The organism is Fibrella rubiginis, from assembly GCF_017353185.1.
GTDB lineage: Bacteria > Bacteroidota > Bacteroidia > Cytophagales > Spirosomataceae > Fibrella > Fibrella rubiginis.
Genome location: NZ_JAFMYV010000004.1, coordinates 62,095 through 82,909, shown reverse-complemented (window position 1 = coordinate 82,909; position 20,815 = coordinate 62,095). Strand labels below are relative to the sequence as shown.

Genomic DNA, 20,815 nt, shown 5'->3' with positions numbered 1-20,815 from the left:
CTGGTGGCCCTTCGACAAGCTCAGGGTGACAGGCCACTAGAGTAATCATCTTGATTGGATTCAACGTCATTGTCACCCTGAGCTTGTCGAAGGGCCACCAGCGCGAAGCTCTTCCCGCAAAGGCAAGCCTACTGTTTTCGGTCGTCCTGCCAGATTAGCTTTTCGTTGGTTCTTGTCTGGAAAAAATCGGCGCATTTGCCGTCGCCGCTGCCTGCGAAACCACCGTCGGGGCTGCAAATGGTTTCACAGTTAGCGTTGAGCAAGACACTGGGCATATCGCAGCACTGTGGCGGGATGTAATAAACCACTTGTCCCTTATACGTGTACTGCCAAACACGCTGCGGCGGGTTGCCAACGGGGTTCTTTTTCATCTGCTCGATCCTGTCCAGAATACAGGTGGGTGTACCCGCCGGAATGCTGTCTTTAGTGCAGGACGACGTGGCGAAAGCGAGTAACAGCAGGAAATAAATCATCCGGTTCATGGTCAATTGGTTTGCTGCCGAATAGACCCCAGCGTTGCCAGTTTGGTTGGAATAACCTAAGTCTCTACCTCACTTTAACCCACCCTGCACCACAATGGTTTGCTGTGTGAAGGCGGGCTGACCGGCAGGGGTAACGCCCTGTACCACAACACGGTAAGTACCCTCCTGGTCCGACGTGTAGAACGAGAGATTAGCCCTGCCCTGGGCATTGGTTTGCACGTAGGGTTGCCAGTGTAGCAACGTGCGGAAATCGGGGCGGCGGCTGGTCTGCTGTGCGGGTGTTTCGTAGCGCGGAGCGTAGAACTCGCGCGGGGTTTGCAGCCCGTCATATTCGAGCACCACCGCGCGGGCGTCGGGCTGGAAACCGGCCAGGTCACCGCGGTAGGTGCGGAAGCTGATAATGCCCGGAAGGGTGGTGTAGCCCAGAAAATACCGCCGCGTTACCACATCCAGTGATTTGATTTTCAGCGGACTAAGGGCCATTACCTTATCCGTGTCGAAAACGGGTACACCGTCGAGCAGCATCAGCGGGGCATCATCGAAGACCTTCCGGTAGGGAATGTTGTTCACCCGCAGCACGGCGTGGCCCTGCTGTTTTCGCACAATCACGCCGGGGACGTACTCGCTCAGCACCTCGTCCATCACCGTGAAGCGGGTATAGGCATCCAGGTTGTAGCGCTCGTCGGGGGTGCTGTAGAACGCGGTACTGTCGCGGCTGGGGGGCGTGGGCGGGTTGCTGAACCGGCTGTAGTAACTGGTCTGTACCTGCATGGCCAGGCTCCGTTCCCGCACCGACGTGGCTGCCGCCGATGTGAGGTCAAACAGGGGTAGGGGCGTGGCGGTGGCCGTTTCGGTATAGGGGTTGAGTAGTTCGATGCGGTAGGTCGTATCGGGGGTGGCCGTCTGGAGCACAAGGTCATGGGTGCCGTACAGGTCGGCCAGGTCAACGCGCACCAGCCCGGCTGAGTCGGAGCGGATGCTGTAGAGCCGGACGGCCTTTCCCGGAATGCTCAGGTACACGGGTACGTCGGGCGCGGGTGCCCCGGTGCGGGCCTGGGTCACGCGGCCCCGCACCACCAGCCCGCGGTGTTCGGGTGCGGCGGTGATGGGCGCGGGTTTGGGTTGCAGAACGGCCTCCCACCGAAACCGCCGCCAGCCGTGGGTCAGCATCAGGTTATCGAGAGCCGCATCGGCGTCGGGGCCGGTGTGGGTGAGGTAGTAGTCCGGCGACTCAACGGTGCCGCGCAGGTCGGAGGTGAGCCAGAGATAAGCGGGCAGGGTCGTGGTTTCTTCGGTTTGCAGCGAATCGAGGCGGTACACCGATACAGACATATCGGCCATTGCGGGGCCTCCTGTGCTGTTTTTGGCCAAAAATTCGAGCGAAACCGGGGCACGGGGGGCGTAGGTATCGCGGCTCGCTTTAGCCTCCAGCAACAGGCCCGGTTGGGGTCGGTTACACCACAGCCGTTCGCAGACGGGTTGTCCTGCGCTGTTGAATACCGTTAGCTGTGAGATGCCCTCGCCAAGCGTGCGTTGCGGAAACGTAAAAACGGCTTCACCACCCTGCATCGACTTACCTTCCGACACATTTGGTACCTGCCGCGTATGGCCCAGCAGATACACCGTTTCGGCATCCGCCGTGGGCACGTTGGTACGCACTGTTACGCGCAATTGCCCCGCCTCCGCCACCATATGCATGGTGTAGCCGGTTTCATAAATAGCTGGTAATGAATACGATGGTGTCTTCGCACGCGCGCCAGTTAGCACCACCCGATACGTATTCTTGACCGAAGGCGTCAATGAGAACATGCCCATTCCGAACCGCAACGAGCTAAACCGGGAAACGGTATCGTTACTTTGGGTAAGCACCACGCCGCCCAGGTTTGCGCCCCGCCCGGTGCGCTTGTCCACCAGTTTCACCGCTACCCTGGCCGGAAGGCCGCTCACGAGATTGCCGCCTTCGGGAAAGAACTGAACGTCATACCCCGCGGTATCCGGCACGGTAGTCAGGCCCATCTTTCGGAAGGGATTGATGATGGTGACGGGCTTTTCGGACAGAAAATCGGGGCTAACCGATTTCATCCAGTGCGTGTACGTCCGCAACACGTAATGGCCTGACGGCAACGCCGTTGGTACTATCAGTGACCCCGCCCCCCGGCCTGAATCAAGGGCTATTTTGGTCTGCAACACCGCCTTCTGGTCCTTGTCGATCAGTTCCAGATAGGCCACTTTGCTCACGTTAAGTGGGCGGTGGCTGGAGCCGTCGATGTAAAACAGCCGGAACCATATCGACTCCCCCGACGTGTACACCGACCGATCTGTATGAACGAACAGCTTTTCGACCAGGTGCTGCTGTTGGTAGTTGGCAAACCGCTGCTGAAGGGCGGTCAGCGGTTGTTGAGCCAGCACGAGCGTAGGCAAGCTGACCAGAAAAAAGAGAATCGGCAGATGTCGGTTCATGGCCAGTAGCTTGGTTTCACATTAGTGCCAATGTTGCGGCAGTCGGTGCAGGCAATTCCCGCAGCCACATAATTGCTGGTGCCCTCAATTTGGCTAATGGCGTTATAACCACCGCCGGGGCCAAGAAAAACGGACAGGGGCTGTTTTGGCTTCGGAATCGTGTCGGTGAAACAACCTTCGTAGCCCGTCCGGATCAGGCTGCGCGACAGGGCGGCGGGGCGCTTGATAAACACCCGGAGTTGTTCGGTGGTACAGCCATCCAGAAAGCCCAGCACCGGCTCGGCGGGGTTGGTGACGCAGTGCAGATTTCCCCCCACCTGCGACGGCAGCGGGTCGAACAGACCGCCTAGCTGCTCGGTGGTTTTGAGCAGGTTCTGCCAATACGCATACCCCTCCGCCGATTGGGCATACTGCCTTACCAGAATGCTGTAGTTGACGTTGAGCTTGGGCGAACTGGCCGACAGAAACAGCAGAGGTGCTTTTTGCAGCACATCGTCGGTGAGGCGGGCCGTTGACCCCAGCAAAATGTTGTTCGACAACTCGGTGCGCCAGCAGTGGTTAATGGGTGGCCCGGTGCGCTGTACCACCTGACCATTCACAAATTCCAACTGCGATTCAAAAGGGGTATAAAACTCGTAGGTGTCTTCATACTCCCAGCGGTAGTAGCGCGTTTTGGCCGCCGCATCGTGGGTGTTTACATATACCTGAAGCCCATTGCCCACCACCTCCCACGTCAGGCTGTCGAGCTTTGGTGTTTGCTTCATCGTGATCGGGTCGGAGAGGTATTCCTTACCGTCGCCCGTTTTTATCCGCACCTGGAACTTGCTGCCAACGGGCAGCGTGGCCGCTGCCAGGGTGTAGGTGCCTTTAGCCGTTTCAACAAACGAATACGTGGTTCCTTCTACTTTGATCGTAGCTTTCTGTTCAGGCGTGGGCTTATTGGCACTGGTCAGATTTTGGGTTCGCGACAGCCTGATGGTGCTGCTGCCGGTGCCCGCGTTCAGGTTGCCTTCTACCACCAGGAATGTATTGGGCGCGGCTATTTCGGGCGGACGGTAGGGGTCGACACAACTGCCCACCGTCAGCAGCAATGCGCCCTGCAACCACCGTAGCCACCCTGCCTGTTTGTGCATAACGTTCAGAATTTAAAGTTGTAGGTCAGCGTGGGAATGGGCTGGCCGAAGATGGATAGCTGGTAGCCTTTGATGGCCTGCCCAACCGAGTTGAAATAAACCGAATACGCGTTTCGGCGGCCCGTAATGTTGTAAATGCCCAGCGTCCAGGAACTGTGCGCCAGCTTCCTGACCTTGTGGTTGCCCTCGATGTTCATGGACAGATCGGTGCGGAAATAGTCGGGAATGCGGTACTGGTTGCGCTCCGAATAGTACACCCGTTCGGCACCGGCCAGCGTGTATTTGGCCAGCGGCAGCGTGATGGGGCGGCCTGTGCTGTAGGTTACATTAAACGAGATACTCAGCCGTCGGTTGATTTTGTAGTTGCCCACCAGCGTTACGTCGTGGGGCTTGTCGTAGCTGCTGGGGTAGAAATTGCCGCCGTTTACCACGTCCGACCCGGTCTCGCCGGTGGTGCGCAGCAATGACCGGGCGTAGGTATAGCTGAGCCAGCCGTTGAGCTTGCCGGTCATTTTCCGAATCATCAGCTCCACGCCGTAGGCCACGCCCTCGGCCCGGACCACGTCGGTTTCGAGGTGATGGTTGAGTAGCAACGTAGCCCCGCCACGGTAGTCAAGCTGGTTTTGCAACGTCCGGTAGTAGCCTTCGGCGGATAGCTCGATGGTGTTGGCGCGCAGGTTTTGGTACAGCCCCAGCGAAAACTGGTCGCCCACCTGTGGCCGCATATACGTATCGCTCAGCTTGTAAATATCCAGCGGCGACACGGCCACCGCATTCGAGATCAGGTGCAGATACTGCCGCATCCGGTTGTAGCTGGCCTTCACCGAAAAAGCATCGGTGATGGCGTAGCGCAGGGCCAGCCGGTATTCGGGGCCGTGATCGGTTTTGACCAGGCTGCCCGAGCTGTAATTGAGCGTGTCGAGAATCGTACTTTCGGCGCGGGGTAGGCCGGGCGTGTAGGTATACACCTGACCAGGGCCGAAGTTCATAAACAGCGAATACCGCAGCCCCACGTTGACCGACAGCCGGGGCGAGACGTCGAACTTGTCGCCAACGTAGACCGCGCTTTCCAGTCCCTGTTCAGTCGGCACCACATCAGACCGGATGCGCGACGTGGAGCCTGTCGGCTGCAAACTGCCCGGATTGAGGTCGTAGCGCGTACTGCCAATACCGAAGTCGACGGTGTGGCGGGTGTTGGGGAAGTAGTTGAAATCGGCTTTGAGACCGCTCTGCTGGATGTTGAAACCAAAGCGGAACGCCTCCGCAGGCCGTTTATCACTCGACACGGCATACTGGTAGCGGCTATACGTTCCCGTGAACACGCCGTAGAGTTTGTTGCTGAATACGTGCTTCCATTTCAGCGCGGCCACCTGGTTGCTGTAGCCGTAGAGGCTGTCGCTGTTGAGCTTAAACTGGTCGTGGCTGAGGTAGGCCGACAGGTAAAAACTGTTGCGGTCGTTGGCCTCGTGGGTCAGGTTCAGGTTCACGTCATAGAACGAGGCACGGCTGTTGGCGTAGCTGCCCGGCAACTGTTTCAGCAGCCAGTCGGAGTAGGTAGAGCGCACCCCCACCAGAATAGACGTTTTGTCGGTGATGAGTGGTCCTTCGAGCGTGAGCCGACCCGTGAGCAGGCCAATGCCGCCCGCGCCGGTGAGCTTTTTCTTGTTGCCATCGCGGGTACTCACGTCCAGCACCGACGACAGCCGACCTCCGTAGCGTGACGGAATGCCACTTTTATAGAGTTCAACCGACTTGATAATGTCGGGGTTGAACGCCGAAAAGAAGCCGAACAGGTGGGAAGGATTGTAGATCACGGCGTCGTTGAAGAGGATCAGGTTTTGCCCCGCCGAACCGCCCCGCACGTTGAACCCCACCGTGCCTTCGCCCACCGATTTCACGCCGGGCAGAGTCAACACTACCCGGATCAAGTCGGCTTCGCCCAGCACCGTGGGCACCTGTTTAATGGTCTTGGTGTCGAGCCGTTCGGCCCCCATCTGCGTGCTCGACACGTTGGCGTCTTTCTGCGCCCCCACAATCACTTCTTTCAGCGGCACGACCTCTTCGTCCATCTCCATATCGAGCTTGCCGTCGCCGAAAAGCAGGATCTGGCGTTTGGTGTCGCGCAGCCCGAGGCTTCTGATTTTCAATTCGTGCCGACCGCGTGGCAGGGTAATGGAGTAAAAGCCGTATTGGTCGGTGACAGCCCCGATACGCGGCTTTTCGATCAGCACCGTCACCCCCACGGCCGGTTCGCCGGTGGTCGTGCTTTTGATGCGTCCGGCCAGCGTGGCATTGCCCGGTCGGCCCGCCAATGAGCGCGAGCCTATCTCGAAGAGCTTCGTTTCCAGCGTCAGGCGGGCAGTGGTGCGGGCGGCTCCGTAGTCGATGGTGGTCGTGTCGGCGGCCCCGTCGCGGTCGAAAAAACCGATGGGTAGTTCAGTCCGAATGGCCTGGTCAGTGGTGATGAACACCCGGTTTTGGGTGTCGATGGCGTAGCGCAGTGGGGTGCCCGCCAGGGCTGTGTTGAGCAGCGTGGCAAGGGGTACGTTGGTGGCTTCGGCGTTTATGCGCAGGCTGTCTACATCGGCTGGGCTGTAGTAAAAATGGTAGTTCGTCCGGGCTTCGATGGTCTGCACAAACTGGCTGAATGGCGCATTGACAAACTGCCCACTAACGGTGGTTGGTTTGGTCGATTGCCCAACCGCCAGATGACTGAAAATAAGGTTGATGAAGGCAACTAAACGGAAAAATTTCGTCATAACGATTGAGTTAGTTCATCATTTGCTTTTGCCAGTTTGATGAATGTTGTTCCAATATCCTGCTTGAATTTTAGTTTTTCCTTCCGGGTAAAAGCCGTCAATTGTTTTTTATTATTTTCCAGTACTACAAATAGTGTTTTCTTATTTTTTATCGGGTAAAAACGCCCTGATTTTTTGATATAATAAGTCGTTTTCGGGTCGAACACGCCATAGGTGCCGTTGGCCGACGGATTAATGACGATTGCTTTGGTGTGGTGGGCTACCAGTTGCGTTGGGCCGTTGTAGAGCAGGTCATAAAAGCCCGTGGGCAGGCCCTGTTGTGTGCTGTCGACACGAATAAACGTATGCCCCTGCACGGAAAACCCCTGAATCCGGTCACTAAGCAGGGCCATCCGGTAGCCCGTTGGGTGGGCCAGCACCACCTCATCGCGTACGATGTCGTAGAGTAGGGGAAGCGCAAAAACCTGCCCATTGGCCTGAATAGAGCCGTTTTGCATGCTGTCGGACGCGAAAAAGGAATGTCCCGTCAGCCGCCGGTCGTAGCTGATGTATTCAACGCCGTTGTAGAGTCGTTCGGGATTGTTGTTAAGTGCCTCGTAGCGAGCAAGCGCAAAGGCAACTGATTTGCCTGTGCTGTCAACGGTCTGCCCCTGCGCAATGGTGTAGAACAGGCAACAGAAAAGAAAGAGAAACGTTGAGCGCATAATGAGGGTAAAAAAACGAACGTAATTCTGTATTTTATTGTGGCTACGCACTACGTGCCCTTCGACAAGCTCAGGGTGACAGGCTAATAAGCAATCATCTTGACTTGAGACAAGGTCGTTGTCACCCTGAGCTTGTCGAAGGGCACGTAGCGCGAAGCCACAATAAAATACAAAGGATATACAAACCAATCAATGCCGTTCAAACGCCATTTCTACTTCGTTGGCCTCCATTAGCCCTTCCGAATTAATAGCTGACAACTGAACCGGCACCAGTTCGTTGATACGCAGCGGGTCATAGTTGGCCACCACGCGGACGTAATTTTCAGTAAAGCCCTGCATCCGCCCCCGTCCGGGGCCAGCTGTAGCCTCGTCTACGTCGTCTTCAAACAATACGGTAGCCTCACGCCCTACCTGCGATTCATAAAACGCCCGCCGCTTTTTGTCCGACAGAATATGCAGCATCTTGCTTCGCTCGGCCCGGACGTGGCCCGGCACAACAGGCTTAATCCCAACCGCCAGCGTGTTTGGCCGTTCGGAATAGGTAAAGACGTGCAGGTATGAAACGGGTAGCTCGGATAGAAACTGATAGGTCTCCAAAAACAGGTCGTTAGTCTCGCCGGGGTGCCCCACAATCACGTCGACGCCGATGCAGGCGTGGGGCATGAGGGCCTTGATTTTCGCCACCCGCTCGGCGTATAACTCGCGCTTGTACCGGCGACGCATCAGGCCCAAAATGGTGTTTGACCCCGATTGCAGCGGCACGTGAAAATGAGGTACAAACCGCTTCGATTGCGCCACAAACTGGATTATCTCGTCCGTGAGCAGATTCGGTTCGATGCTCGAAATGCGGAACCGGTCAATGCCTGTGACCTCGTCCAGCGCCTGAATCAGTTGGAGAAACGTCTCGTTCCTATGCCCGTTCACCAGCCCAAAATCACCGATGTTCACGCCCGTCAGCACGATTTCCTTTACGCCGCGCTGGGCAATTTCATGAGCGGCCCGAACCACACTGGCCACCGTGTCGGACCGGCTTTTGCCCCGCGCCAACGGGATGGTGCAGTACGCACAGGGATAGTCGCAGCCGTCCTGCACTTTTAAAAACGTGCGGGTCCGGTCGTTGAGCGAATAGGAGGCGTGGTAATCAATAGCGGCCTCGATGGGTGAGTTCAGCACCCGGCCCGGCTGTCCGGCGGCTACTTTCGTAAACGTGGGCATCAGTTCGGCCAGCCGGAATTTCTCGGCGGCCCCCAGCACGGCGTCGACGCCCGGAATTTCAGAAATCTCGACGGGTTTGAGCTGGGCGTAGCAACCCAGGATGGCCACAAAACCGTTGGGGTTAATCTTTTGCGCCTCGCGGACGATTTTGCGGCATTTTTTGTCGGCGTTGTCCGTCACCGAGCAGGTATTGATAATGAATATATCGGGCTGCTGATTGAATTCCACGCGCTCATAGCCCTGTTGCTCCATCATGCGGGCGAGGGTCGAGGTTTCGGAGAAATTCAGTTTACAGCCAAGCGTATAGAAAGCTACTTTTTTCATAATGCGCACCACACACCGACATGATTTGGTGTGTTTGTCCTGCAAAAATACAAAACACGCGCCGGATGGGTTCAGGTGTGATGTTGCTGATAAAAAGGGTTTTTTGACAGGATTATCAGGATGGCAGGATTTACAAGATTTCCTTTTAATCAGTCAATTTACTTCGACCAAAAGGAAATATTGTAAATCCTGCCATCCTGATAATCCTGTCAAAAATTATTTCCCCGATAACCGGCTTCCATCCGCGTAGACAATATCAGCGATACGGAACCGGCCATCGTGTTTGGTCATCTCGCAGCGCATTTCCTGCGGTTTGCCTTTGTCATTATAGGTCACGAACACAGAGGCCTTGTCGCCGGAGATGGTGGCGGGCAGCACCCACATTTTCTCAGCCTGTTTGTCGGGAATGTTAAACAGCGGGTTTACCGTGGCTTTTTTGCCCGTCCTTTTTGCCATTGCCAGCACTTTCGCCGCGAGGGGTTTCGTAAAAAACTGCTCGGCCAACCTGGGGTCTGCGGCCTCGTAAAACGGGTTTTCCTTCACCCGATGTTCAAAATACAACGCCCGCACCAGTCGGTCGGCGGCGGTTCGGGGGGCATCAGGGCCAGCTTTTTTGGTCAGGTCAACCGTGGCAGTGGCGGTGGTGTCGGCGGCCGTGGTGGCCTCGGTTTTAGGCTTACTTTGGCAAGCAGCCAGGAGGAGGAAGGTGAATAGGAGAGGGCGCATGAGTGCTGAACAGTTATCGGTGATGAATGTAAAATGCAGAATGTAAAATGTAAAATGGCTTCGCGCTTTAGGCTTCGCACTCTAGGCCCTTCGACAAGCTCAGGGTGACAGGACACTAGAATAATTTCACTGAGTTGACTCAACGTTGGTGTCACCCTGAGCTTGTCGAAGGGCCTAGAGTGCGAAGCCTAAAGCGCGAAGCCATTTTACATTTTACATTCTGCATTCATCACAGACCATCTAATACGCTCTCAGCCCCAGTAATTTTTCGCCCAGTTCGCTAAGTTCAGCCGTTTGGTAACGGGTTTTTTCCCAGTTGCGGGGGTCGCCGGGGAATGCGTAGCCTTCGGGGGCCTGCCGGTTGCGCCACGAGTTAACGCGCCACTGCCGCAGGGCTTCGTTTTCAGGCTGGGCGGGCATCATGGAGATGTATTGGGCGATGCGCACCTTGTTGTCGGTCAGGTTGGGCCGGATACCGTGGGCCAGCGTGCTGTTGAAAATCAGCAGGTCGCCGGCTTCCAGTTTCACCTTCACCATCTCAAAACCCGTAGTGTCGGGGCGAAAGCGGTTGCGGTCTTCGGGCTGGGTCAGTTTCCAGGTGTCGTAGTTGCGGTAGAGTTCGGGGATGCACTGGAAACCGCCCATGTTTTCGTCGGTCTGGTCGGCGAGGGCCAACACGCCCTGCACGTTCTGGGGGCGGGTTTCGGGGTCATAGTCCCAGTGAATGAAGCCTTTGAACGGCTGGTCGGGCGAGACAGGGAAGTTCAGATTGGCACGGTCGATGGTGACCCAGAGTTTTTCGGTGCCCCAGATGTCGACGAAGGCATCATATACCCGTTGTGTCTGCCGGTTGTCCCACTCGTATTGATGGTTATATAGCTCTACCATACCGCTGCCAATCAGCTCTTTCATCTGCATCTCAGCGCGGGGCGGGGCATACCAGGTGGCTTTGTCGTTGGGGTCTTTCTCTTCAAATTCCCACAACAGTTGGGCCAGTCGGTCGGCCTGTTCGCGTGGTACGGCCTGCTTGATGATGACGTAGCCATTCTCTTTCCAGAACGTCCAGTCTTCTTCTGAAAGCACCCGCAATGGCACTCCATTACTGCGGTCGTTCAGGGCCTGTTTGCTGCTGGTGGCAGTAGAGGGGTTGCCCGGAATGTCGGTGTGGGCGTTATCGGGAATCATGGCAACTGGGCCAGGGGTCATGGTAGGTTGCATAGTCGTATTTGATTATGTCGTGTTTGAATAGTACAAATCTACGCTGATGGATTGTGCTGCTGGTTGCACTGAAATAGCCCGTTTTTGCACGATATTGCTGTTGGTGGAGCAGGTTGGTTGTATAATGAGCAAAAATGTGGAGATTGTTGCTTGGTGTGGATTTGCGCTCTGTTGCCTTTTGGCAGCGCCTTCTTTGTCATCCCGACGACAGGAGGGATCTAGTCTCCTAATTCATACCTGTGTGTTAAGAGACTAGATCCCTCCTGTCGTCGGGATGACAAAGAAGGCTTCCCTGTCACCCTGAGCCTGTTGGGGACCGCACCGGCGGACCGGCCTAGTCGAAGGCGGTCCGGCATGAAGCGCGAAACCCCCGAATACCTATGCAACCCGCAAGCAGTACTACACACCATGAAACTAGCCCTCGAACAAATTCGCCCCGACGCCGACAGCTCATTCCACATCCTGCTGACGCCGCATCTGGAAAACGTCTTTCTCTGGCATTACCACCCGGAATATGAACTGGTGTTCATCGACGGGGCCAGCGGTACCCGGCACGTGGGCGACCATATTTCGCGTTACGAAGGCAGCGATCTGGTTTTCATCGGGCCTAACATCCCGCACCTCAATTTCGATTATGGCGTGAAAACCGACTACCGGAAAGTGGTCGTGCAACTTGACGAATCGTTTTTGGGGCAGCAATTTTTAGGGGCACCTGAGTTTGCCGCCATTGGTCGGCTATTTCAGGCGGCACGGGCGGGGTTATCCTTTTCGGGCGAAACCAAGCAGCGCGTCGGGGCGCAACTCGAACAGCTGCCCAACCTGCCCCCTTTCGAGCGGGTCATGGCCCTGCTGACCATTTTTCAGCAACTGGCCACCAGCCCGGAGGTTACGTCACTACACGGAAAACCCGTGGTGGGCAACTATAATCTGGCCGAGCAACAACGCCTTCGGCAGACGTATCAGTTTGTGGAAGATCAGTACCAACGGCCCATCGCGCTCACTGAAATTGCTGCCGTAGCCAACCTCACCGAAGCTGCCTTTTGCCGGTATATCAAACGCATGACGGGCCTGACGTTTACGCAGTTGCTCAACCAGTTCCGCATCAATCAGGCGCAGAAATTATTGTTGTCCAACCATACCGTCACCGAAGCTGCCGAGTCCAGCGGGTTCGAGAGCCTGTCTTATTTCAACAAAATCTTCCGCCGCGTCACGGGCGAGAACCCATTGCAGTTCAAGAAACGGCATCTTAGGTAGGTGGACGGTGGCTTGGCGCTAAGAGCCAGACCGCCTTTGACTAGGCCGGTCCGCCGGTGCGGTCCCCAACAGGCTTAGGGTGACAGGGAACTAGAATCAACTCAAGGAGATCGCTGTTGTCGCTTGGCTCCTGCCGAGTGACGAATATCGAAGGGCCTCCGGCCCGTACTTAGACTTTGAAACAGTTAGGCCAACATGACTCAATGTCGCACTACGGGCCGGAGGCCCTTCGATATTTGTCACTCGGCAGGAGCCAAGCGACAACAGCGGCTCAGGGTGACACGCCATCTAAAGCAGTTCAGTGAACATGATTCTAGTTTGTTGTCACCCTGAGCCTGTCGAAGGGCACGTAGCGCGAAGCCAATCAGCGCCAAGCCACCACCAAACGTCAAACTCTTTGTTGCTATTAAAAGTCTATTATACTAGTAGATCCTGCAACAGAAAACTGGCATTTCCCGTAACAGAAAGTACGTTATTTGCCCCAAAACGTATTCTCTATGACCAAACTGCTACCTGTCTTACCGTTGCTGTTGACTACCATTCTTGCCGAGGCGCAGGACCTGCCGCCCATGCGCACGAAACGGGTGCCGCAGCAGCGCAACCTGACCGTAACCGGCCGCGTGACCGATGCCGCTACCGCCGAAAACCTGCCTTTCGCCTACGTGCGGGTGCGCAACACGCGGCAAATTGCCCAAACCAACGTAGACGGGTTTTTTACGCTGCTCAATGTGCCGAGCGACACCTGTACGCTGGAAGTCAGCTACATCGGTTTTAAAGATGTGGCCTATCCGCTGGTGCCGGGCGAGTCGGCGAAGCGGCTGAGCATTGAGCTGGACCCCAACCGGACCGACTTACAGGAGGTGCAGGTGCGCGGCCAGAAAACCGAAGTGATGCGGGCTGCCGAAACCATCGGCCTGATTCAACTCACGCCCCGCAACCTCACCAAACTGCCCAATGTAGGTGAGCGCGATCCCTTCCGCGCGCTGCAACTGATGCCCGGCGTCAGCGCGGCCAACGAATCGTCGGCGGGTCTCTACGTGCGCGGCGGCACCCCCGACCAGACGCTCGTGCTGCTCGACGGATTCACGGTCTATCAGGTCGATCACCTCTACGGATTTTTCTCGGCATTTAATTACAACGCCCTGAAAGACATACAGTTGCAGAAAGGTGGTTTCGGGGCTAAGTACGGTGGGCGGCTGTCGGGCGTGGCCGAAATGACAGGGAAGGAAGGCAGCCGGAAGGCCATCAACGCGGGTGGCGACGTCAGTGCACTGAGTGTGAATCTCTTCGCCGAAGCCCCCGTTGGTAATAAAGTGTCGGTGCTGGTGGCGGGGCGGCGGTCGTTTCAGGGGCCGCTGTATACCAAGCTGTTCGACCAGTTCCAGACCACACAGGCCGTGCAACCCCAGCGGCGCGGACGGGGCGGGCTACTCTCGACTACCCAAACCGTAGCGTCTTATTTCTACGATTTCAATGGGCGCGTCACCTACCGCCCCACCGATCTGGATCAGGTCACGTTGAGCGTCTATAATGGGCAGGATTACCTCGACAATGGGCAAAGCATTAACCTCCCGGCCTTCGGGCGGGGTGGCGGTGGGCAACCGGCCGTAACGGGTGGGTCGCTCACCAACACCGATCTCTCGAACTGGGGCAACACCGGGGCCAGTCTGAAATGGTCGCGGCGGTGGTCGGACCGGCTCTATACCAACACGCTGGTGAGCTTTTCCAACTATTATAGTCAGCGCAACATCTCGAATCAGGTGTCCATACAGCGCGGCGGACCAAATGGCAACCGCAACAACGCCAATTTCGGTACGCTGGAAGACAACAACCTCGTCGATCAGTCTGTGAAAACAGATTTAACCTGGCAGCCCTCGGCGACGCAGCAGATCGAGGCGGGTATTCAGTTCTCTAAACTCGCCATCGACTATGCCTACAAACAAAACGACACGCTGACGGTGCTGGGCAAAAATGACCGGGGCAACCTGCTCACCGCCTACGTGTCGGACCGGCTTTCGCTGCTCGACAACCGGCTAACGGTGACGCCCGGCCTTCGCGCCACGCAATATGGCGTTACCGGGAAACTTTATGCCGAACCCCGGCTGTCGGCAGCGTATAAAGTAAACAACCAGGTCCGGTTGAAGGCAGCGGTGGGGCAGTACTACCAGTTTATCAAGCAGGTTACGCGCGAAGATATTTCGCAGGGCAACCGCACGTTCTGGCTACTGTCAGGTACGCCGTCATTGCCCGTGGCGAGTGCATGGCACTACATTGCGGGGGGCAGCTACGAAACGGCGGGCTACCTTTTCGACGTGGAAGCCTACGCCAAAGACCTGAGCGGCGTAACGGAATATACTCTCCGGTTTGCCCCGCAAATTGGCCGGGGGCTGGTGCCGCAGGAGACGTTTTTCAACGGCACCGGCACCGTGCGGGGCGTCGACGTGCTGTTGCAAAAGAAATTTGGGGCCTACACCGGCTGGATCGGCTACACCTATGCGCAGGCCAAAAGCAACATCGCGCAGTTTGGCGATCAGCCGTACTATGCCAATCAGGACGTGCGCCACGAGCTTAAATCCATCAATACGTTCCGCTACAAACGCCTCGACCTGGCGGCCACGTTCATCTACGCCACGGGTAAACCTTACACCTCCATTGTGGGTGAATACAGCGTGAAACTGCTGGATGGCACAAGTAAGACGTTCACCAACCCGTCGGCCAAAAACGCGAACCGGTTTCCTGATTACCAGCGGCTTGATCTCTCGGCAACGTATAATTTCGGGCATGGCAGCCTCGGCGTGTCGGTATTCAACGTGCTGAACCGGCAGAACGTCTGGTACAAAAAATTCACCTCCGTGCAGGATGGCGGCGACAGTCAGCTTGTGGTCACCGACGTCACGTATTTGGGCCTTACGCCTAACCTCACCTTTTCCTACCGCCTTCGTTAGATGAACCTATACCGCACTCTCGCCTCGCTCTTTTTGGGGTCAATAACCTTGCTCAGTTGTCAGGAGACCGTAACCACGCTGGCCCCCGACGATAAGCCCGTAATAGAAGCCTACCTCGCGCCGGGGCAGCCTATGACGGTACACATAACCAAACAAATTCCCTTCAACGCCGACACCACCGGGCAGGGGCAGCCCATTGCCGGACTGGCCCTGAAAATCAGCAGCAACACCGCTACCTATGCGCTCCGGTACATTGGCGATGGCCTCTACCAGAGCGCCGCCGAGGTGATGCCGCGTCTGGGGCAGACCTACACCCTGGCGTTCGATTACCTTGGTCAGCGCGTGACAGCCACCACGCAGATGCCCACCAAACCCGCTGGCTATCAGCAGGATGTGACCGAACTGATCCGTACTGCTCCCGTGCAGGGTGGCCCCGGTGGCGGACCGGGCGGTGGTGGCCCACAGCAGCAGGGGGCCGTGCGCCTGAGCTGGCAAAACCCCACCGCCGACTACTATTTCGTAGTGATTGATAACATTGAAGCAACGCCGGTTTTGATCAACCAGAACGTGAACCCCAACCGGCCCCTGCAACAGAATCGCCGTTTCCGTAACCAGCCTACCCAAAGTGATTTCGACGACGTGCGCGGGCAGAGTTTTCAGTATTATGGCCGCCACCGGATGGTGCTCTTTCACCTCAACCCCGACTATGCCGCGTTATACAAGCAGAATAGTACCAGCACACAAAACATTGCTACGCCGCCCACTACCGTTGTCAACGGCTTGGGCATTTTCACGGGCGTGAATACCGATACGCTGTACGTGAATGTGAAGCCGCAATAGGTAAGTAATCCAGTAGGGGTAGCCACGATGGGCTACCCTTTCTCTGCGTTGCCAAACAGAAGATGGACAACTTCACTTTTTCACTATTACGAAGTTAAAATAAGGTCACATGACAAAACCGGTGTGTAGAATTTGCCTTGTTTTCTAAACAAAAGGGTGTTTTGTTGAATGAGTGGTTTAATACAAAAAGGAGCACAAACGAGCGAATTGTTCGTCAAAATAGGATTTAACAAATAATAATTGTAATACAAGCATAAAGCCTGTATAAAATCCTGCCAACGTACCGAATAGCCTATTTTTATTTTGCTGGAGGGGGTCTATATTTGATGCCGACATACACAAACCACGTATATAGTCCGTTAAACGCCCGCTACAGATCATGGCAAAGTCCAAATTGGAGTACATCTGGCTCGATGGTTACAAGCCCACCCAAAGCCTCCGGTCAAAAACAAAAATTGAAGGTGATTTCTCGGGTAATCTCGACGACTGCCCGATGTGGTCATTCGATGGCTCGTCGACAGAGCAGGCTGCTGGCGGTTCGTCAGACTGCCTGCTGAAGCCTGTATACATTTGCCCTGATCCACAGCGGAAAAACGCGTATCTGGTGATGTGCGAAGTGCTCAACGCCGATGGTACGCCCCACGCCACCAATGGCCGGGCCACCATTGAAGACGACGATAACGATTTCTGGTTTGGCTTCGAGCAGGAGTATTTCCTCTACGACATTCAGACCAACAAGCCCCTGGGCTTCCCCGAAGAGGGCGAACCTGCTCCACAGGGACCCTACTATTGCTCAGTGGGTGCCAACAACGCCTTTGGCCGGAACATCATCGAAGAACACCTCGACGTGTGCCTCGACGCTGGTTTGAACGTGGAAGGTATCAACGCCGAAGTAGCCCCCGGTCAGTGGGAATTCCAGATTTTTGCTAAAGGTGCCCGCGAAGCTGGTGATCAGATCTGGGTGGCCCGCTACCTGCTGGAGCGCATCGGCGAGAGCTACGACGTGGCTATCAACTGGCACTGCAAGCCCCTGGGTGTTGACGCCGACTGGAACGGTTCCGGCATGCACGCCAACTTCTCGAACTCGGTGCTCCGCACGGCAGGTAACAAAGAAACGTACGACGCCATTTGTCAGTCGTTTGCCCCCGCCGACCGCATCAAGGCGCATATCGACGTGTACGGTGCCGACAACCACCTCCGCCTCACGGGTAAGCACGAGACGCAGTCGATTGATCAGTTCTCATACGGTATTTCAGACCGGGGCGCGTCGATCCGTATCCCCATCGCTACGGTGCAGCGCGGCTGGAAAGGCTGGCTGGAAGACCGTCGCCCCAACTCGGCGGCTGATCCGTATAAAGTGGCTGCTGAGATCATCAAAACAGTGAAAATGGCTGAGGTGCCTGCCTGAGCAATCGATACATACTTGTTGAAAAACGGCCCGTCAGCAATGGCGGGCCGTTTTTTATGCTTGTCACTTTACTATAATGGTCATTAGCTCAGGATGGCTCAACACTTGGCTAGTGGGTAAGGTTAGGCCCGAAAAAGAAACCCTTTGCCTCTATGATGCGGTATCTGTTGGCACAAGCACACCCGCTCACCATTCAGGCCGAACCGTCTGTATTGAGTGGGCTGGTTATTCTGTCCCTGGTTATATTGATTTGGGTACTGTTGCTGCGCAGGCTCAATCAGCCTTATTTCATCGCCTATATCTTGAGCGGCGTGGTGCTCGGTCCCGACGGGTTACGGGTTCTGACAAACCCGGAGCTGATTATTCAACTGGGCGAGCTGGGCATTATTCTGCTCCTGTTTTTTATTGGTCTCGAAATTCGGTTGCCCGATTTGACCAAGCAGGTACGAAAGCCGCTGCTGGGCATGCTGTTTCAAGTGGCGCTAAGCGGCCTAGCAGCCTGGATGGTCGGGGCTTATATGGATTGGAGCGTACCCGTTATGTTGCTGGTTGCGTTTGTGCTAAGCCTCAGCTCGTCGGCCATTATCCATCCTTATCTGGCGCAACATAACGAAACCAATACGCCCTTAGGTACCCTGACGACCGGTGTGCTGTTGCTTCAGGATATGGCTACCATTCCGATGCTGCTGACGCTCAACTTTCTCGGTAAGGGGCAATTTAATGCTGTTGAGCTTACCCTTATGGTGGTGGGTGGGGTGCTCAGTCTGCTGTTTCTACAGATGGCCATGCGCTCCCGGCTTATCCAACTACCATTTGCCGATGCGTTGCTGCACGACCACGATTTGCAGGTGTTTGTGGGCTTGGTGATCTGCTTCGGTATGGCCTGGCTCACGCAGGCGTTTCATCTGTCAGCAGCGCTGGGGGCATTTTTGGCGGGTGTGCTGGTGAACCGTAGCAGCGCAACCCGGTGGCTGGAACATAGCCTGCTGCCATTTCGGGTGTTTTTTCTGGCCCTATTTTTTGTTGCTGTCGGCCTTCAGATCAAAATCGACTTCTTTCTTGCCAACTGGTTGTTGGTCAGTATTTTAGTCTTGCTGGTGTTGATCATCAACAGTTTGCTGGGAACACTGGCGTTCCGGGCGGCAGGTTCCTCGTGGCGCGACAGCGTTTACGCAGGGGCGCTGCTTTCGCAGTTGGGCGAATTCAGCATTGTGCTGGGGCTGACGGCCCGGCAACTTGGCCTTATCAATGAGTTCATCTACCAGCTTACGCTCTCGGTAGTGGCCCTGACTATGCTCATTACCACCCTATGGATTGAAGTAATCCGGCGGTTTTTGTTTCGTCCTGTTCCGGCTGACAGCGAGTCAGCCAAACACCAGATTAGCCAGTAGCCAACGGTATTTTACGTTCATTAATTTTTAAAACCATTTTAGTATACAGGTGTTATGGGGTACGAAAAACAACGCACATATACTGTAGAGGGTTATGAACAAGCTAATCGCCGTTAGCTTCAACAACAAAGCCGAAGCATCTAACGTGCTTAACAAACTGGTAAGTCTTCAGGAAGACTACCTGATCGATCTGGAAGACGCCGTGGTCGTTGTGCGCAACGACGACGGGAAAGTGAACATTCGGCAGTCTGTCAACCTCACGGCCGAAGGGGCCGTTCGGGGTGGACTGTGGGGGTCTTTGATTGGCCTGATCCTGGGCGGTCCATTGGGTATGCTGCTGGCGGGTGGCACTACCGCCGCCTTTGGTGCCATAGCCGGGTCGCTGAATGACTATGGCATTGACGATGCGTTTATTGAGCGCGTAGGCAACGAGCTTAAGCCCGGCTCGTCGGCCCTGTTTATCCTTCTTCGCCAACTGGTAGAAGACAAAGTGCTCGACGAACTAAAGGGCGTTCAGGGACAAATTATTAAGACGTCGCTCTCAAAAGACGCCGAGGAACGGCTGGCCCGCATCCTGAGTGCACCAAACGCAACGGTACACACCGATGCGCCCGCCGCAACAACCAACACAACGGCTTAACTAAGCAACTTTTCTTTTTTCAACTAACGTAAACCTGTAAAAACGCTATGAATACGCTCATGCGCTCAAACGGGGGGCTGCCTTCGTTGATCGAAAACATCTTTAGTCGTGACATGAACGACTTCTTCAGCCAAACGGCCATGCAAAATGTGCCCGCCGTGAACGTGGTCGAACACAATGATGGCTTCCGTATCGAAGTGGCAGCACCGGGCCTGAAGAAAGAAGACTTCAAGCTCAACCTCAACCACAACAACCTGACCATCTCGGCCTATAAAGAAGAGCGTCAGGAACAGCAGCCAACGAACGGCACCAATGGCGAAAGTCAGCAGGGCCAGCAGAACCGCCAAAATCAGGAGAAATACGCGCGGCGTGAGTTTAGCTACACCTCATTCCAGCGTACGTTCATGCTACCTTCATCGGTAGATGCCGACCAGATTAAGGCCAGTTATGAGGATGGGGTGCTAAAAATAGAAATTCCGAAGCGCGAAGAAGCCAAAGTGAAGCCCCCACGCCAAATCGAGATTGGGGGATGAGCGTCGCAGAACGCGTAGCCACAAAAAAATGGCCTGCCAGTAGTGGCAGGCCATTTTTTTGTGGCTACGCACACGTTGATTACCTCAACACTTTGCCTACGTTGTGGGTTAGTGCCTGAAACCAATCGTTGTTATGTCGCTATACGAACGCGTGTTTGAACACAATCAGCAGTGGGTTGCCAAACAGTTGCAGCAAGACCCTGACTATTTTAAGCGGATGGCCGACGGGCAGCATCCTGAATTTCTATATATCGGCTGTTCCGATAGCCGGGTGCAGCCCGAAGATTTTATGGGCGTGTCGCCGGGAGAGGTGTTTGTGCACCGGAACATTGCCAATCTGGTTCCCAACAACGACCTGAGTGCGCTGTCGGTGGTTCAGTATGCCGTTGAGCACCTGAATGTCAAGCACATTGTGGTGTGCGGGCACTACGGCTGCGGGGGCGTGAAAGCGGCACTGGACAACAAAGACTTAGGGGCACTCAACACCTGGATTCGCAACATCGACGATGTGTACCGGACGTACCGGACTGAACTCGACGCCATTACGGATAAGGAAGCTCAATTTCGGCGGCTGGTTGAGCTGAACGTGCAGGAGCAGTGCATCAACATTATGAAATTCAGTTTTATTCAGCACCGTCGCGTCAATAGTTTTTACCCCCACATCTACGGCTGGGTCTACGACATCGCCACCGGTACGGTCAAGGATCTGGAAATCGACATGGACAAGTTCAAAGACGAACTGGCCGTGTACAAACTAGATTAAGGCTGGTTTTTGTATGTTTG

Annotated in this window: 16 protein-coding genes; 8 read left to right on the top strand and 8 right to left on the bottom strand. The window is 55.6% G+C overall.

Annotation, left to right across the window (positions count from 1 at the left end):
- Nucleotides 1-128: 128 nt before the first annotated feature.
- The 8 genes from J2I47_RS09680 to J2I47_RS09645 form a co-directional block, all read right to left on the bottom strand.
- Nucleotides 129-482, bottom strand: a complete 354-nt coding sequence (locus J2I47_RS09680) for a DUF6970 domain-containing protein (RefSeq protein WP_229374472.1) — start codon at nucleotides 480-482, stop codon at nucleotides 129-131.
- 69 nt (nucleotides 483-551) lie between these two features.
- Nucleotides 552-2,942, bottom strand: a complete 2,391-nt coding sequence (locus tag J2I47_RS09675) for a hypothetical protein (protein ID WP_207364374.1) — start codon at nucleotides 2,940-2,942, stop codon at nucleotides 552-554.
- Nucleotides 2,939-4,075, bottom strand: coding sequence for a DUF4249 domain-containing protein (locus J2I47_RS09670; protein ID WP_207364373.1), 1,137 nt, complete (start codon nucleotides 4,073-4,075; stop codon nucleotides 2,939-2,941). The genes J2I47_RS09675 and J2I47_RS09670 overlap by 4 nt, the downstream gene beginning before the upstream one ends.
- 5 nt (nucleotides 4,076-4,080) lie before the next feature.
- Nucleotides 4,081-6,834 carry a TonB-dependent receptor gene (locus tag J2I47_RS09665; protein ID WP_207364372.1) on the bottom strand — a complete coding sequence of 918 codons (2,754 nt, stop codon included), beginning with the start codon at nucleotides 6,832-6,834 and terminating at the stop codon, nucleotides 4,081-4,083.
- Nucleotides 6,831-7,538 (bottom strand): hypothetical protein, encoded by a 708-nt coding sequence (locus J2I47_RS09660; protein WP_207364371.1) that lies wholly within the window; start codon nucleotides 7,536-7,538, stop codon nucleotides 6,831-6,833. Before J2I47_RS09660 ends, J2I47_RS09665 begins: the two co-directional genes overlap by 4 nt.
- A 189-nt stretch (nucleotides 7,539-7,727) precedes the next feature.
- Nucleotides 7,728-9,077 (bottom strand): tRNA (N(6)-L-threonylcarbamoyladenosine(37)-C(2))-methylthiotransferase MtaB, encoded by a 1,350-nt coding sequence (gene mtaB / locus J2I47_RS09655; protein WP_207364370.1) that lies wholly within the window; start codon nucleotides 9,075-9,077, stop codon nucleotides 7,728-7,730.
- A 216-nt stretch (nucleotides 9,078-9,293) separates the two neighbouring features.
- Nucleotides 9,294-9,803, bottom strand: coding sequence for a hypothetical protein (locus J2I47_RS09650; RefSeq protein ID WP_207364369.1), 510 nt, complete (start codon nucleotides 9,801-9,803; stop codon nucleotides 9,294-9,296).
- A gap of 240 nt (nucleotides 9,804-10,043) precedes the next feature.
- The gene (locus tag J2I47_RS09645; protein WP_207364368.1) at nucleotides 10,044-11,021 is read right to left on the bottom strand and encodes a phytanoyl-CoA dioxygenase family protein; all 978 of its coding nucleotides are present in this window, start codon (nucleotides 11,019-11,021) and stop codon (nucleotides 10,044-10,046) included.
- A 408-nt stretch (nucleotides 11,022-11,429) separates the two neighbouring features.
- Between J2I47_RS09645 and J2I47_RS09640 the strand changes: the two genes are divergently transcribed.
- From J2I47_RS09640 to J2I47_RS09605, 8 genes are all read left to right on the top strand, one after another.
- Nucleotides 11,430-12,275 (top strand): AraC family transcriptional regulator, encoded by an 846-nt coding sequence (locus tag J2I47_RS09640; protein ID WP_207364367.1) that lies wholly within the window; start codon nucleotides 11,430-11,432, stop codon nucleotides 12,273-12,275.
- Nucleotides 12,276-12,772: 497 nt separating this feature from the next.
- A complete protein-coding gene (locus tag J2I47_RS09635) occupies nucleotides 12,773-15,220 on the top strand; it encodes a TonB-dependent receptor (RefSeq protein WP_207364366.1) in 2,448 nt (815 codons plus the stop codon).
- Nucleotides 15,221-16,060 (top strand): DUF4249 family protein, encoded by an 840-nt coding sequence (locus tag J2I47_RS09630; RefSeq protein WP_207364365.1) that lies wholly within the window; start codon nucleotides 15,221-15,223, stop codon nucleotides 16,058-16,060.
- Nucleotides 16,061-16,439: 379 nt separating this feature from the next.
- The gene (locus J2I47_RS09625; RefSeq protein ID WP_207364364.1) at nucleotides 16,440-17,468 is read left to right on the top strand and encodes a glutamine synthetase beta-grasp domain-containing protein; all 1,029 of its coding nucleotides are present in this window, start codon (nucleotides 16,440-16,442) and stop codon (nucleotides 17,466-17,468) included.
- Nucleotides 17,469-17,620: 152 nt separating this feature from the next.
- On the top strand, nucleotides 17,621-18,859 hold the full coding sequence (locus tag J2I47_RS09620; RefSeq protein ID WP_207364363.1) for a cation:proton antiporter domain-containing protein: 1,239 nt from the start codon (nucleotides 17,621-17,623) through the stop codon (nucleotides 18,857-18,859).
- Between the two features lie 94 nt (nucleotides 18,860-18,953).
- Nucleotides 18,954-19,499 (top strand): DUF1269 domain-containing protein, encoded by a 546-nt coding sequence (locus tag J2I47_RS09615; RefSeq protein WP_207364362.1) that lies wholly within the window; start codon nucleotides 18,954-18,956, stop codon nucleotides 19,497-19,499.
- A 47-nt stretch (nucleotides 19,500-19,546) separates the two neighbouring features.
- Nucleotides 19,547-20,032: an Hsp20/alpha crystallin family protein gene (locus J2I47_RS09610; protein ID WP_207364361.1), complete on the top strand. Its 486-nt coding sequence runs from the start codon at nucleotides 19,547-19,549 to the stop codon at nucleotides 20,030-20,032.
- Between the two features lie 133 nt (nucleotides 20,033-20,165).
- Complete coding sequence (locus J2I47_RS09605) at nucleotides 20,166-20,795, top strand: carbonic anhydrase (RefSeq protein ID WP_207364360.1); 630 nt, start codon at nucleotides 20,166-20,168, stop codon at nucleotides 20,793-20,795.
- Nucleotides 20,796-20,815: the final 20 nt, after the last annotated feature.